Origin of the sequence: Streptomyces sp. NPDC094143 (assembly GCF_040303825.1) — a bacterium.
GTDB lineage: Bacteria > Actinomycetota > Actinomycetes > Streptomycetales > Streptomycetaceae > Streptomyces.
In genome coordinates, this window is the sequence record NZ_JBEOTZ010000034.1 from 55,824 (window position 1) to 67,802 (window position 11,979).

Here is an 11,979-nt window from a genome sequence, read left to right on the forward strand (position 1 = left end):
GTGGGAGCGGCAGGTCAGGCGACGGGGACACCCAGGGCGGAGGCGGTGCGCTGCATCCGCAGGGCGTCCACGGACTCGGCGAGCAGTTCGTACTCGGTCGTCTCGTCGCTGGTGGCGATGCGCACCAGCCGTCCGGCCGCCAGTTCCTCGGCGACCCGCTCCTGCTGGGCGGGGTCGGCGCACCAGGCGCGCAGCAGCAGGGGCACGTCGGGCACGGTGTCGGCGACCGGCACGAGCGCGCCCGGCGGTAAGTGCTCGGCGTCGGGCTGGGGGTCCAGGCGCTGGGCGATCCAGGAGGCACGGTCGCGCAGCCACCACAGCGCGAGGGCGAGGGTGGGCGCGCGGTAGGTGCCCAGGGGCACTCCGATACGGCGGCCGTCGCAGACCCCGTACGCCGTGACGTGGCACAGAAACTCGTCGTGCACGTGTCCCTCCCCCGCTGCCCTGCCCGCCTGCCCGGTCCCGCTCTTCCCGCAGCTCGCGTGCTGTGCGTGAGGACGCCGTCGCTGGATGTGAAAACGCTCTCGCAGGTCAGTATGTTCACTACTGAAACACTGTCACCATGACTTTTTGGCCACTCTCCTGGCATATTCACCCCCCGAGTTGGCCGAAATCCCGCGGACGCCGTCGAGGTGCATGACCTCGGGCGTAATCGACGGTTTCCGAGGGCGCGGGCAGGGTGGTCCGTACCGGGTCCGCCGAGAGCGGGGATCCGGGTCCCGACCAGCGCACCCGACCTTCCCGGAGGCTGATTTCCCATGTCCGCACCCGACCGCTACGAGGACGCCGTCACCCGTTACCTCGAGGCCTGGAACGCCGGGGACCCGGCGGCACGCGCCGAGGCGGTCGCCGCCGCCTGGACCCAGGACGGCGGCTACACCGACCCCCTGGCCGACGTCAGCGGCCACGACGGCATCACCGCGCTGATCGCCGCGGTGCGGGAGCAGTTCCCGGGCTTCGTCTTCCGGCTCACCGGGGACGTCGACGGGCATCACGACACGGCGCGCTTCTCGTGGGAGCTGGTGAGCGCAGCCGACGGCTCGGCGCCCGTCGCCGGGTCGGACGTGATCACGCTGGACGGGCAGGGCCGGATCAGGGCCGTGCTCGGCTTTCTCGACCGGGTGCCCGCCGGGGCGTGAGACCGGCGCCCGATGAGTTCTCGGGTGCCCGGCGGTCTGCGTGAGGGAGAGAAGCCGCCGAGCACCGGAGGACGACACCATGGGCACCACCGGAGCACTGGACGCGGAGTTCACCGCCGTCCTGCGCAAGAGCCCCGCCGAGGGCGGCTGGACCTATCTGGTCTGGCCCGAGTCCGTCGCCTTCTTCGGCACCCGCGGCCTGGTCAAGGTCCGCGGGACGATCGACGGGCACCCGTTCCGCAGCTCGTTCATGGCCCTCGGCGACGGCACGCACAAGCTGCCGGTGAAGGCAGCCGTCCGCAGGGCCATCGGCAAGGAGGAGGGCGACACGGTGACCGTGCGCCTGGAGGAGCGGCTCGGCTCCTGACACCGGGCCCGGCGGCACCGCCCCCGGGCCCGGGATCCGCTACTGCCTGACGATCGCGTCGATACGGGCCAGCTCGTCCGCGTCGAAGTCGAGGTTGCCGATCGCGCCGACGCTGTCCTCCACCTGCTGCGGGCTGCTCGCGCCGACCAGCGCCGAGGTGACCCGGCCGCCGCGCAGCACCCAGGCCAGCGCCATCTGGGCCAGCGTCTGGCCGCGCCCCTTGGCGATGTCGTTCAGGTCGCGCAGCCGGCCCACCAGTTCCTCGGTGACGGCGTCGGACTGCAGGAACGGGCTGTCGCTCGCGGCCCGGGAGCCCTCCGGAATGCCGTCGAGGTAGCGGGCGGAGAGCAGCCCCTGCTCCAGCGGGGAGAAGACGATGGAGCCGATCTGGAGCTCGTCGAGCGCGTCCAGCAGGCCCTCGTCCTCGGGGCGGCGGTCCAGCATCGAGTAGCGCGGCTGGTGGATCAGGAGCGGCGTGCCCAGCTCGCCCAGGATGCGGGCGGCCTCGCGGGTCTGCTCCGCGGAGTAGTTCGAGACGCCGACGTACAGCGCCTTGCCCTGCTGCACCGCCGAGTGCAGCGCGCCCATCGTCTCCTCCAGCGGAGTGTCCGGGTCGGGGCGGTGCGAGTAGAAGATGTCGACGTAGTCCAGGCCCATCCGGTTCAGGCTCTGGTCCAGCGAGGACAGCAGGTACTTGCGCGAGCCCCACTCGCCGTACGGGCCGGGCCACATCAGGTAGCCGGCCTTGGTGGAGATGACCAGTTCGTCGCGGTAGGGCGCGAAGTCGGACCTCAGGAACTCGCCGAAGGCGGACTCGGCGGCGCCGGGCGGCGGGCCGTAGTTGTTGGCGAGGTCGAAGTGCGTGACGCCGAGGTCGAAGGCGCGGCGCAGGATGGCCCGCTGGGTCTCCACGGGCCGGTCCGGGCCGAAGTTGTGCCACAGGCCGAGCGAGAGCGCGGGGAGCTTCAGGCCGCTGCGTCCGGTGCGCCGGTAGGGCATGTCCGCGTAGCGGTCGGGGTGTGCGGTGTACAACGCGACTCCAGAGGGGTTGGCTCGGTCGGAGGGGAAACCGGTGTCCACTCTGGCGTGACCTGCTCCCATGCGTCCAACAGAAGAATCCGATGGGATTCAGCGGCTACGCTTCTCAGTCATGGAACTGCGCCATCTGCAGCACTTCGTGGCGGTCGCCGAGGACCAGCACTTCACCCGGGCGGCCGAACGCCTGCTGGTCTCCCAGTCGGGCCTGTCCGCCTCCATCCGGGCGCTGGAGCGGGAACTGCAGACGCCGCTGTTCGTGCGCACCACCCGCCGGGTGACGCTCACCCCGGCCGGCCGGGCGCTGCTCGGCGAGGCGGAGCGGATCCTGGCGCAGGTGCGGGCGGCCCACGAGGCCGTGGCGGCGGTGCAGGGCGTGCTGCGCGGGATGCTCACGCTGGGCAGCGAGCAGTGCATCGCCGGGGTGAACCTGGCCGGGCTCCTCGCCGCGTTCCGGCACCGCCATCCCGACGTGGAGATCTGTCTGCGGCAGGCCGGTTCCGGGGCCCTGGCGGAGGACGTCGAGGCCGGGCGGCTCGACCTGGCCTTCGCCGTGCGCACGCAGGAGGACGGCGACCAGCTGCGGTCGGTGCCGCTGACCAGCGAGCCGATGACGCTGCTGTGCCACCGCAGTCACCCGCTCGCGGCCGCCGGCGCGGCCGTCACGCCAAAGGAGCTGGGCGGGGAGGCGTTCGTCGACTTCCACCCGGACTGGGGGCCGCGGCGCACCACGGACACCGTGTTCGCCGCCGCGGGTGTGCGCCGGACCGTGGCGCTGGAGGTGAACGACGTGCACACCCTGCTCGACCTGGTCGGCGAGAACCTGGGCGTGGCCGTCGTGCCGCGGCACTTCGCGCACAAGCGCGCCTCCCTGACCGCGCTGCCCGTGAAGGGCACCGGCGAGGCGGTCTACGAGACGGTGGCCCTGCTGCCGCCCCGGCAGGCGACCAGTCCGGCCGCCCGGGCGCTGATGGCGCTGCTGGAGACCACGGGCGCGTAGAACCGGGCGCAGCGGGCGCGGGGATGCGCGATGGTGGAGGCATGCATGCGAAGGACATCCTCATCGACGGCTACAACCGCATCCGGGAAGAAGTCCACGCCACCGTCGAGGGTCTCGGGCCGGGCGAACTGACCGCCCGCCCCTCCCCCGACACCAACTCCGTCGCCTGGCTGGTCTGGCACCTCACCCGCGTACAGGACGACCACATCGCCGACGCCTTCGGCCTCGACCAGGTGTGGCTCGCCCAGGACTGGGAGAAACGCTTCGGGCTGGGCCTGCCCCGCCACGACACCGGCTACGGCCACAGCCCCGCCAAGGTCGCCAAGGTCCGGGTCGACTCGGGTGACCTGCTGACCGGCTACTACGACGCCGTGCACGAGCAGACCCTGAAGACCCTCGGCGGGCTGGCCGCCAAGGACCTGGAGCGCGTCGTCGACGAGCGCTGGGACCCGCCGGTCACCCTCGGGGTGCGGCTGGTCAGCGTCCTGTCCGACGATCTGCAGCACGTCGGGCAGGCCGCCTACCTCAAGGGACTGCTTCAGAGCGCGGCCGCGTAGCCGGGCAGGACCACGTCGCGGATGAGCGCGTTGCGCTCGTCGAACGGGAGGAACGCGCTCTTCAGGGCGTTCACCGTGACCGTGCGCAGGTCCTCCACGCCCCAGCCCGCCTGTTCCACCAGCAGTGTCATCTCGCGGGTCATCGTCGTGCCCGACACCAGCCGGTTGTCGGTGTTGACGGTGACGCGGAAGCCGAGGTCCTTCAGCGCGGTGATCGGGTGCTCGGCGATCGAGGTGGCGGCGCCCGTCTGGAGGTTGGACGTCGGGCACATCTCCAGCGCGACGCGCCGGTCGCGCACCCAGCCGGCGAGGCGGCCGAGCTTGCCCGCCGCGAGGTCGGGAATGTCGTCGGTGATGCGCACACCGTGCCCGATGCGCTGGGCGCCGCAGACCTGAAGTGCCTGGTGGATGCTGGGCAGGCCGTGGGCCTCCCCGGCGTGGATCGTGAAGGGCACGCTCTCGCGGCGCAGGTGCTCGAAGGCCGCGAGGTGGTCGGCGGGCGGGAAGCCGTCCTCGGCGCCGGCGATGTCGAAGCCGACCACCCCGGCGTCCCGGAACGCAACGGCCAGGTCGGCCGCCTCCCGCACCCGGTCGAACATCCGCATGCCGCACAGCAGGGTGCCGACCCGCACCGGCGTGCCCGCGGCGGCCGCCTTGGCCATGCCCGAGGCGAGCCCCTCCTGGACGGTCTCCACGACCTCGGCCATGGTCAGCCCGCCCCGGGTGTTCAGCTCGGGGGCGTAGCGCACCTCCCCGTACACGACACCGTCCGCGGCGAGGTCCAGCACGTACTCCTCGGCGGTGCGCAGCAGGCCCTCGCGGTTCTGCATGACGGCGAGGGTGTGCTCGAAGGTGGCGATGTAGCGCACCAAATCACCGGAGTTGGCGGCCTCGTAGTACCAAGCGGCGAGCTCGTCGGGGTCGGTGGTGGGCAGCGTGTGGCCGACCGCCTCGGCGAGCTCCACCACGGTGGCGGGGCGCAGGCCGCCGTCGAGGTGGTCGTGCAGGACGGCCTTGGGGAGGCGGTGGATCACAGCGGCGTCTACGCGCGTAGCAGTCATGGCGGAGCTTTCCTTGGGCAGCGGTTCTCAGGGGCGCGAGAGGGGTCAGCCGGCAGGCTGGAGCAGGTCCCAGCGGTTGCCGTACAGGTCCTGGAAGACGGCGACGGTTCCGTACGGCTCGTGCCGCGGCTCCTCCAGGAAGGTCACGCCGGCGGCGGTCATCCGGGCGTGGTCGCGGGCGAAGTCGTCGGTGTGCAGGAAGAACCCGACCCGCCCGCCGGTCTGGTCCCCGACCCGGGCGGACTGCGTCTCGCCGTCGGCGCGGGCGAGCACCAGCCCGGTCCCCGCGCCCGGGGCGCCCGGTTCGACGACGACCCAGCGGGACCCGCCGGGTCGGGGCGCGTCCTCGGCCAGCCGGAAACCGAGAGCCTCGGTGTAGAAGCGGATCGCCTCGTCGTAGTCGTCGACGACGAGGGTGACCAGGGCGATACGTCGCATCGGGACCTCTCGGAGCGCGGGGTTAGCCGGAGAGGTTATACGTAAAACCCCTCGGACGCCAACCGCCCGTCCGAATTTGTAACTACTAGTATGTACACTCACGGTCCACGACCCCGGGAGACGCCATGCCCTTCGTCCGCATCGACACGCTCCGCGCCGGACCCGAGCGCCTCGCCGCGCTCGGCCGGGCCGTCCACGACGCCCTGCGGGAGACCCTCGCCATCCCCGCCGACGACCGTTTCCAGGTCCTGACCGACCACGACGGCACGAGCGGCACCCTGCGCCACGGCGACTACCTCGGCGTGCGCCGGGACGACGGCATCGTCTACGTCGCGATCACCCTGCGCTCGGGCCGCCCGCCCGCGCGGAAGCAGGCCCTGTACCGCAGGATCGCCGAACTGGCCGAGGAGTACGCGGGCACCGAGCCGCGGAACGTCTTCGTCGTCCTCACGGAGAACGCGTCGGCCGACTGGTCACTGGGCGAGGGACGGGCTCAGTACCTTGACGGGTGATCGGATCCGTGCGGGACGCCTCCCCCGCGCCGGCCGCCGGCCGCGAAGCCTTGGGATGTGACGAAATCCGGTGCATGGACGGGGCCTCTCCGGGTGGGTTGCGCCGTCGGCGTGGATGCGGGACGGTTGCCGTCTGCACCGGTCTCCCATGACAGGAAGGTGGTGGGGTGCGCGGGACGCGTGCCTCCGCTTTGACCGCTTCCCCCAGTCCTTCCGCCCGTTCACGCAGTGCCGACACCAGGGTCGGCAGCGTGTGGGGCGATGCCCCCTGCCCCGTGCTGGTCGTCGACCGGCACGGCACCGTGGTGCAGTTGAACGACGCCGCCCGGCTGCTGCTGCCCGGCGCGGCGAGCGGGGACCGGCTGCACGAGACGGCGCCCTCCTGGCTGTCGGACGCCCACCGGAACGTCGTGAGCGGGTTCCCCGGATCGGGTACCGCTCCCCTGAGCGGCTCCATCAACGACCGGGTCGTCCTGGCGCATCCGACGGCGGCCGCGGACGGGGACGTCGTGTGGTGGCTGGTCGACGACACCGAGCGCCGCGTGGCCGAGGAGGCCGTGCGCAGCGCGCGGGCACGGTCGCAGATCCTGGCCGAGGTCTCCTCCACGTTGCTGTCGACGCTGAACGTGCCCCGCTGCACGGAGGTCGCCGCGTCCATGGCAGCGCAGCATCTGGCGGAAGGCGCGGTTCTCGTCGCCCCCGCCCAGGGCCGCCGCCACCCCCTGACCTACGCACCGCGCGGCGGGCCCGTGGTGCAGGTCACCCGGCAGATCGACCCGCACAGCGTGCCGGGCCTGCCGGAGGCCCTGCAGGGCTTCCCACCGGTCCCGGCGCGCTGGATCGACCCGTCGTTCCTCCCCGACTGGGCGATCCCCGACGGCTTCACCGGTCCGGCCGGTTCGGTGATCGTCACCCCGTTGCCCGGGCACGGCGTGCCCGCGGGCGCCCTCATCCTGCTGCGCTGCAGCACGGAGCAGGCGTTCACCGAGGGCGAGGAATCCTTCGCCCGCCTGTTCGCCGCCCGGGCCGGGGCCGCGCTCTCGGCGGCCCGCCTGTACACCGAGCAGGCCACCATCACCGCCATCCTGATGCACGAGCTGCTGCCGCCCCTGCTGCAGCGGGTGCACGGCGTGCAGTACGCCGGCAGCTACCGGGCCGCCAAGGACCACGAGCGGGTCGGCGGCGACTTCTACGACGTGCACCCCGGCTCCGACCCCACCCGGGAGACCCTCGTGGTCCTGGGCGACGTGGCGGGCAAGGGGCTGGACGCGGCCGTGCTGACCGGCAGGATCCGCAACACCCTGCACGCCCTGCTCCCCCTCGCGGACGACCACCAGCGGGTGCTCGACCTGCTGAACGGAGCGCTGCTGAGCTCCCGGCACACCCGCTTCGCCACCCTGGTCCTCGCCTCGGTGCGCCGCCGCGGGGGCCGGGCACAGCTGCGGCTGACCAGCGCCGGCCATCTGCCGCCGCTCGTCGTCCGGGCCGACGGCCGGGTGGAGGAGGTGCCCTCCCGCGGCACCCTCATCGGTGCCCTGCCGACCGTGACCGCCCACACCGTGGAGACGGCCCTGGACCAGGGGGACACCTGCCTGCTGTACACCGACGGCATCACCGAGGCCCGTGGCGGCCCGCTCGGGGACGAGCTGTTCGGCGAGGAACGGCTGAAAAGGGTGCTGGCGGAGTGCGGAGGGCTGCCCGCGGAGGCCGTCGTGGAGCGGGTGCAGATGGTGGCCGCCCAGTGGCTCGGCGCGGGCGGGCACGACGACATGGCCGTCGTCGCCATCAGCGCCCCGCTGCCGGGTGGGCTGTCGGTCGTCGACGGACGCCGGGACAGCCGCCGCAAGGACGGGTGACCGGCCCCGCGATGTCAGTGGCACTGCGGAACCGGTTGTGGCGGGCCGTGGCCGACGGCGACGAGTACGCCGCCGTCGACATCCTGGCGAAGGCCCTGTCCGAAGGGCTCGACGAAGAAGCGCTGCTCCTGGACGTGATCGCGCCCGTGCAGGAGAGGGTCGGCGCCGAGTGGGCCGCCGACCGTCTCACCGTGGCCCAGGAACACGCCGCCACCGCCATCAACGAACGCGCCGTCGCCGCCCTCGCCCACCACGAGCCGGACGGCGCGAGGCGCTCTGAGGTGCGGGGGCGAGTGGCGGTCGCCTGCATCGACGGCGAATGGCACGCCTTCCCGGCCCGGCTCGTCGCCGAGACGCTGCGGTTGCGCGGCTGGCAGGTCGACTGCCTCGGGGCCCAGACGCCCTGGACGACACCGAGCTGTTCACCTCGTTCCTGACCTGGACCGCCGACATCCTCGAAGCCCGGCACGTGCCCGTCCGGTCCCTGATCGCCGGCCTGGACCTCCTCGCCGGGCAGACAGGCGACTTCCCCCGTGCCCTCGCCCTGGTCCGCGAGGGAACCGCCGTCCTCGGCGACCGCCCCGCCCGTCCCGTCCCCGGCTCCGGGACTCCCGCATGACGAACCTGCCACCGACCCCGTTCACCGTCACCACCGACCGCGAACCGCCCACGCGAACCGCCCACGCTGACCGTGCGGGTGGCCGGTGAACTCGACCACGACACCTGCGGCGAGTTCCCCGGTGACCAAGTTCCTGCTGTCCCTCCATGTCCTGGCCGCATCGCGAAACCGTCGTCCGGGAGCTGCACGACGCCACGGCGCTGCGCGCTGTGCGCCTGGACTTCCGCGCCTGGCCTGGATCGACTCCTCCGGCCTGTCGGCGCGGCTGATGATCCACCGTCGCACCAGCGCCGCAGGCACGATCCCGCACCTGGACCACCGGCCCGGGTTCCTGGACCGTGTGCTGGAGCTCACCAGTGTCCTGGACCATCTGACGGCCCCCGCGGCCCGTCGAGGCGTCGCCGCTCCTCGTCGGTGAGGCGGAGGGCACCCGCCGCCGCGTTCCCGGCCGGCCACGGTCACCGGGGGTGCCGTGGTGGAAGGCGGCGCTGCCCGTCCACCGCGTCGCGCCGAAGCCGAGGCGGTGGACGGGCAGTTCGCCGGGTTTCCAGGTGCCCGCGGCGGCCGGTGATCTTCTGTGCGCTCACCGGCGGAGTCTCACACACGCCCCGCGAGGCGGCGCGGCCGTTCTACGGGTACGTGTACGTGTTGAGGGCGGCGACGGCGGAGGCGGGGTCGCCTCGGTCGTAGTGGTCCACGGCGAGGAAGGTGGGCTTCTTGCGGGCGGCGGGCTGGCAGAACCGCCGGGCCCGGTCGGCGAGTTTGCTGTTGTCCGTGCCCGCCGTGCCGGTGAGCGGGACGTCCCGGAAGTGGTTCATGACGAACAGCGGGCGGAAGCCGGGCTCGGTGCGGGTCAGCGGGATGTTCGTGCCGGCGTCGTACCAGCGGCTGTAGCAGGACCAGTCGGAGGATCCGAGGCCCGAGCCCATGGACCAGTAGTTCTCGACGGTCCACTCGCGCTGGTACATGACGCCGAAGCTGTCGCGGGTCAGGCCGGCGGCCTGGTCGGCGGAGCGGCTGTGGTCGGTGAAGATCAGCAGCCGGTCGTCCGCGGCGATCAGCTCGGCCATCGTGGGCCAGCCGTTCTGCCGGACGCCGGTGAGGTCGGGCCGGTACAGCACGTCCGCCAGGCCGTTCACGCGGGCGAGTTCGGCACGCAGGACCCCCGGGTCGACGTAGTCCTCCAGGAAGACCGTGACGAACTGGTCGGGGTGGGCCTTGAGGAAGTCGACCATGCGCTGGAGGTCGACCCACAGCGCGACGGGCCTGCTGACGAGGGTGCAGCTGTTGTGGCAGAGGATCGCGCCGTCCGGGGTCTGGTGGATGTCCAGCATGAATCCGCGCACCCCGTCGGCGAGTTGGCGTGTGATGCCGCGGGTCTGGTTGGGCGCGAGGTTGACGAACGGCGGGGCGAAGCCGCCGTCGGCGCCGTTGGCGTAGGCGTTGTGGGTGGTGAGGAACGTGACCTGGTCCAGGGTGCGCCGGTCCTGCGGTGGCATGGGGGCGGTGACGGGGCTGACCGGCGTGAGGTACCAGGCCGCCAGGTCGCCCGCACCGCCGAGGGCGAGCCGGGCGGGGTAGGTGGCGCCGGAGGGCTTGGGGGCGACGGTGAGGTGGCGCGTGGTGCCCGGGACCTTGAGCGTGTACCGGTCGGCTCCGGCCGGGGTGATCTCCCAGGGGGCGTCGGCGCCGGCGCAGGGGACGGTCGCGGCCTGGTCGCCGGCGCGGCCGAGGCAGCTGCCCGGGGCGTCGGTGTTCTCCAGCAGGTACGCCGGGCCGTTCGGCCTGAGCTGCCACTGCTGGCGGTCCTCGTCGCCGCGGGGTCTGTGCTGCTCGACCGCTCCGCCGCTGTCGGCCGCGTTGAACCCGGTGGTGGCGCTCTGGACGTAGTACGCGCCCGGGGCCGGCCCGGCGGCGGCAGCGGACTGGGGTGCCACGACCGCCGCGGCGAGCGCGGCGGTCGTGGCGAGCAGGGTGTGGGGGGTGCGCAGGCGCATGGGAGATGCCCTCCGTCAGGTCAGGTGCATGACATAGCGCATGACACCACGCCCGGCGGTCCGGCGTCAGCAGTACAGGTTGCCGCCGGGTGACACCCCGAGGATCTGCGTGAACCGCTGGTAGTTGTTCACGCGGCTCTGCACCTGCGCCGGGTTCTTCCCGTCGCACTCCAGGGAGCCGTTGATGCTGCGGATGGTCTGGCCGAAACCGGCGCCGTTCACCATGGCGTTGTGCGGGGTCATGCTGCCGGGCCCGCTCTGGGTGTTCCAGTACCACAGGGCCGTCTTCCAGGCGACGGCCGAGTCGTTCTGCACCAGCCAGGGGTTGTTCAGCAGATCGATGCCGAGCGCGTCGCCCGCGGCCTTGTAGTTGAAGTTCCAGCTCAGCTGGATCGGGCCGCGTCCGTAGTAGGCGGCCTGGCCGGCCGGGCAGCCGTAGGGCTGGCTCCAGTCGCAGTAGTGCGGGTAGTTGGCGGTGTTCTGCTCCACTACGTGCACCAGACCGCCGGTCTCGTGGCTGACGTTGGCCAGGAAGGCGGCGGCCTCCTGCTTCTTCACCGTGTCGCTGCCGGTGTTGGCGAAGCCGGGGTAGGCGCTCAGGGCCGCGGTGAGGCCGCTGTACGAGTAGAACGAATTCCGGTTCGGGAACATCTGGTTGAACTGCGCCTCGGACACGACGAAGCGCGAGTCCGGCGTGGTCGGCCCGCTGTCACAGGCGTACGGCTCCCAGTACCAGGTGCTGATGATCGGGTCGTAGCCCGGGTTGGCGTGCTCGGCGATGTACGCCTTGCCGTCGGTGTAGCGGACGATGTCACCGGCGTTGTACGACTTGCCCGCTACCCAGTTGGGATAGCTGGAGCACGAGGCGGCGACGGCGTTCGAGGCCGGCAGGAGCACCGGTGCGGTGCCCGCGAGGGCGAGTGCGGCCAGGACGGCGGAGACACGGCGTCTCGACACGGGATCAACTCCTTTGTGCGACACGGCCGCTCCCGGCCGAGGGCAGCGCGGAGCAGAGCCTTCGCCGCACGCACCGGCGGACCGGTCACGGCGTGGGCGCGGCCGTGGTGGGGGGTTGTGGAGGCACACTCAACCGCGTTGGTCTGTACCAGTCAAGGGTGTAGACCAGTCATTGTCAGGTGCGGGGTACCCGGGGCCGGGCCGGGGGCCGTGTGCCTCATGGCGCGTGCCCGCCGGCGAGCGCGCTCCGGCGCCGGTCGGGGAAGGCGCGTTCCGCCGGGTTCGCGTCGAGCCCGATCGCCCTCTGGTACGCCCGCACCGCCTCGGCGGCGCGATCCAGACGGCGCAACAGGCAGTACTTCATGACGGCCTCCTCGGCCTCTCGGTGTTCCGGGTCTCCCCCGCACCTCCCGCACGAACGACACACCCCCGGACCCACCC

General features: G+C 72.4%; 15 protein-coding genes and 1 pseudogene. 9 read left to right on the forward strand and 7 right to left on the reverse strand.

Annotated elements, in window-relative coordinates:
• Positions 1 to 14: 14 nt before the first annotated feature.
• Complete coding sequence (locus tag ABTZ58_RS32280) at positions 15 to 425, reverse strand: hypothetical protein (RefSeq protein WP_351364485.1); 411 nt, start codon at positions 423 to 425, stop codon at positions 15 to 17.
• A 333-nt stretch (positions 426 to 758) separates the two neighbouring features.
• On the opposite strand from ABTZ58_RS32280, the gene ABTZ58_RS32285 reads away from it, so the two are divergent.
• Both ABTZ58_RS32285 and ABTZ58_RS32290 read left to right on the forward strand, forming a co-directional pair.
• Positions 759 to 1,139, forward strand: a complete 381-nt coding sequence (locus tag ABTZ58_RS32285; protein WP_351364488.1) for a nuclear transport factor 2 family protein — start codon at positions 759 to 761, stop codon at positions 1,137 to 1,139.
• A gap of 79 nt (positions 1,140 to 1,218) precedes the next feature.
• Complete coding sequence (locus ABTZ58_RS32290) at positions 1,219 to 1,506, forward strand: DUF1905 domain-containing protein (RefSeq protein WP_351364491.1); 288 nt, start codon at positions 1,219 to 1,221, stop codon at positions 1,504 to 1,506.
• A 39-nt stretch (positions 1,507 to 1,545) separates the two neighbouring features.
• Here ABTZ58_RS32290 and mgrA read toward each other — a convergent pair whose 3' ends face one another.
• A complete protein-coding gene (mgrA, locus tag ABTZ58_RS32295) occupies positions 1,546 to 2,538 on the reverse strand; it encodes an L-glyceraldehyde 3-phosphate reductase (RefSeq protein ID WP_351364494.1) in 993 nt (330 codons plus the stop codon).
• Between the two features lie 118 nt (positions 2,539 to 2,656).
• Between mgrA and ABTZ58_RS32300 the strand changes: the two genes are divergently transcribed.
• Entirely contained in the window at positions 2,657 to 3,541 is an 885-nt protein-coding gene (locus ABTZ58_RS32300; protein WP_351364497.1) for a LysR family transcriptional regulator, read from the forward strand.
• Positions 3,542 to 3,582: 41 nt separating this feature from the next.
• A complete protein-coding gene (locus tag ABTZ58_RS32305; RefSeq protein ID WP_351364500.1) occupies positions 3,583 to 4,098 on the forward strand; it encodes a mycothiol transferase in 516 nt (171 codons plus the stop codon).
• Here the strand turns inward: ABTZ58_RS32305 and ABTZ58_RS32310 are convergent.
• The gene (locus ABTZ58_RS32310) at positions 4,080 to 5,159 is read right to left on the reverse strand and encodes an adenosine deaminase (protein WP_351364503.1); all 1,080 of its coding nucleotides are present in this window, start codon (positions 5,157 to 5,159) and stop codon (positions 4,080 to 4,082) included. The genes ABTZ58_RS32305 and ABTZ58_RS32310 overlap by 19 nt on opposite strands.
• A gap of 45 nt (positions 5,160 to 5,204) precedes the next feature.
• Positions 5,205 to 5,597, reverse strand: coding sequence for a VOC family protein (locus ABTZ58_RS32315; RefSeq protein WP_351364506.1), 393 nt, complete (start codon positions 5,595 to 5,597; stop codon positions 5,205 to 5,207).
• A 125-nt stretch (positions 5,598 to 5,722) separates the two neighbouring features.
• On the opposite strand from ABTZ58_RS32315, the gene ABTZ58_RS32320 reads away from it, so the two are divergent.
• From ABTZ58_RS32320 to ABTZ58_RS32340, 5 genes and pseudogenes are all read left to right on the forward strand, one after another.
• Positions 5,723 to 6,109 carry a tautomerase family protein gene (locus tag ABTZ58_RS32320; RefSeq protein ID WP_351364509.1) on the forward strand — a complete coding sequence of 129 codons (387 nt, stop codon included), beginning with the start codon at positions 5,723 to 5,725 and terminating at the stop codon, positions 6,107 to 6,109.
• A 251-nt stretch (positions 6,110 to 6,360) separates the two neighbouring features.
• Complete coding sequence (locus ABTZ58_RS32325; protein ID WP_351364512.1) at positions 6,361 to 7,965, forward strand: SpoIIE family protein phosphatase; 1,605 nt, start codon at positions 6,361 to 6,363, stop codon at positions 7,963 to 7,965.
• A gap of 11 nt (positions 7,966 to 7,976) precedes the next feature.
• A pseudogene (locus ABTZ58_RS32330) lies at positions 7,977 to 8,369 on the forward strand (cobalamin B12-binding domain-containing protein); the annotation flags it as partial.
• Between the two features lie 65 nt (positions 8,370 to 8,434).
• Positions 8,435 to 8,584, forward strand: coding sequence for a hypothetical protein (locus ABTZ58_RS32335; RefSeq protein ID WP_351364515.1), 150 nt, complete (start codon positions 8,435 to 8,437; stop codon positions 8,582 to 8,584).
• Positions 8,585 to 8,852: 268 nt separating this feature from the next.
• Positions 8,853 to 9,002, forward strand: a complete 150-nt coding sequence (locus ABTZ58_RS32340; RefSeq protein WP_502996162.1) for a hypothetical protein — start codon at positions 8,853 to 8,855, stop codon at positions 9,000 to 9,002.
• A gap of 211 nt (positions 9,003 to 9,213) precedes the next feature.
• Here the strand turns inward: ABTZ58_RS32340 and ABTZ58_RS32350 are convergent, their stop codons facing one another.
• From ABTZ58_RS32350 to ABTZ58_RS32360, 3 genes are all read right to left on the reverse strand, one after another.
• Positions 9,214 to 10,575 (reverse strand): phosphoinositide-specific phospholipase C-related protein, encoded by a 1,362-nt coding sequence (locus ABTZ58_RS32350; RefSeq protein WP_351364561.1) that lies wholly within the window; start codon positions 10,573 to 10,575, stop codon positions 9,214 to 9,216.
• 72 nt (positions 10,576 to 10,647) lie between these two features.
• Positions 10,648 to 11,538 carry a glycoside hydrolase family 19 protein gene (locus tag ABTZ58_RS32355; RefSeq protein WP_351364518.1) on the reverse strand — a complete coding sequence of 297 codons (891 nt, stop codon included), beginning with the start codon at positions 11,536 to 11,538 and terminating at the stop codon, positions 10,648 to 10,650.
• A 217-nt stretch (positions 11,539 to 11,755) separates the two neighbouring features.
• The gene (locus tag ABTZ58_RS32360; protein WP_351364521.1) at positions 11,756 to 11,902 is read right to left on the reverse strand and encodes a hypothetical protein; all 147 of its coding nucleotides are present in this window, start codon (positions 11,900 to 11,902) and stop codon (positions 11,756 to 11,758) included.
• Between the last annotated feature and the right edge of the window lie 77 nt (positions 11,903 to 11,979).

Bases quoted from the DNA above. Each gene is read 5' to 3' on its own strand.
- ABTZ58_RS32310 (WP_351364503.1), bottom strand. From the start codon at position 5,159: ATGACTGCTACGCGCGTAGACGCCGCTGTGATCCACCGCCTCCCCAAG.
- ABTZ58_RS32300 (WP_351364497.1), top strand. From the start codon at position 2,657: ATGGAACTGCGCCATCTGCAGCACTTCGTGGCGGTCGCCGAGGACCAG.
- ABTZ58_RS32315 (WP_351364506.1), bottom strand. From the start codon at position 5,597: ATGCGACGTATCGCCCTGGTCACCCTCGTCGTCGACGACTACGACGAG.
- ABTZ58_RS32305 (WP_351364500.1), top strand. From the start codon at position 3,583: ATGCATGCGAAGGACATCCTCATCGACGGCTACAACCGCATCCGGGAA.
- ABTZ58_RS32320 (WP_351364509.1), top strand. From the start codon at position 5,723: ATGCCCTTCGTCCGCATCGACACGCTCCGCGCCGGACCCGAGCGCCTC.
- ABTZ58_RS32340 (WP_502996162.1), top strand. From the start codon at position 8,853: ATGATCCACCGTCGCACCAGCGCCGCAGGCACGATCCCGCACCTGGAC.
- ABTZ58_RS32360 (WP_351364521.1), bottom strand. From the start codon at position 11,902: ATGAAGTACTGCCTGTTGCGCCGTCTGGATCGCGCCGCCGAGGCGGTG.
- ABTZ58_RS32290 (WP_351364491.1), top strand. From the start codon at position 1,219: ATGGGCACCACCGGAGCACTGGACGCGGAGTTCACCGCCGTCCTGCGC.
- ABTZ58_RS32285 (WP_351364488.1), top strand. From the start codon at position 759: ATGTCCGCACCCGACCGCTACGAGGACGCCGTCACCCGTTACCTCGAG.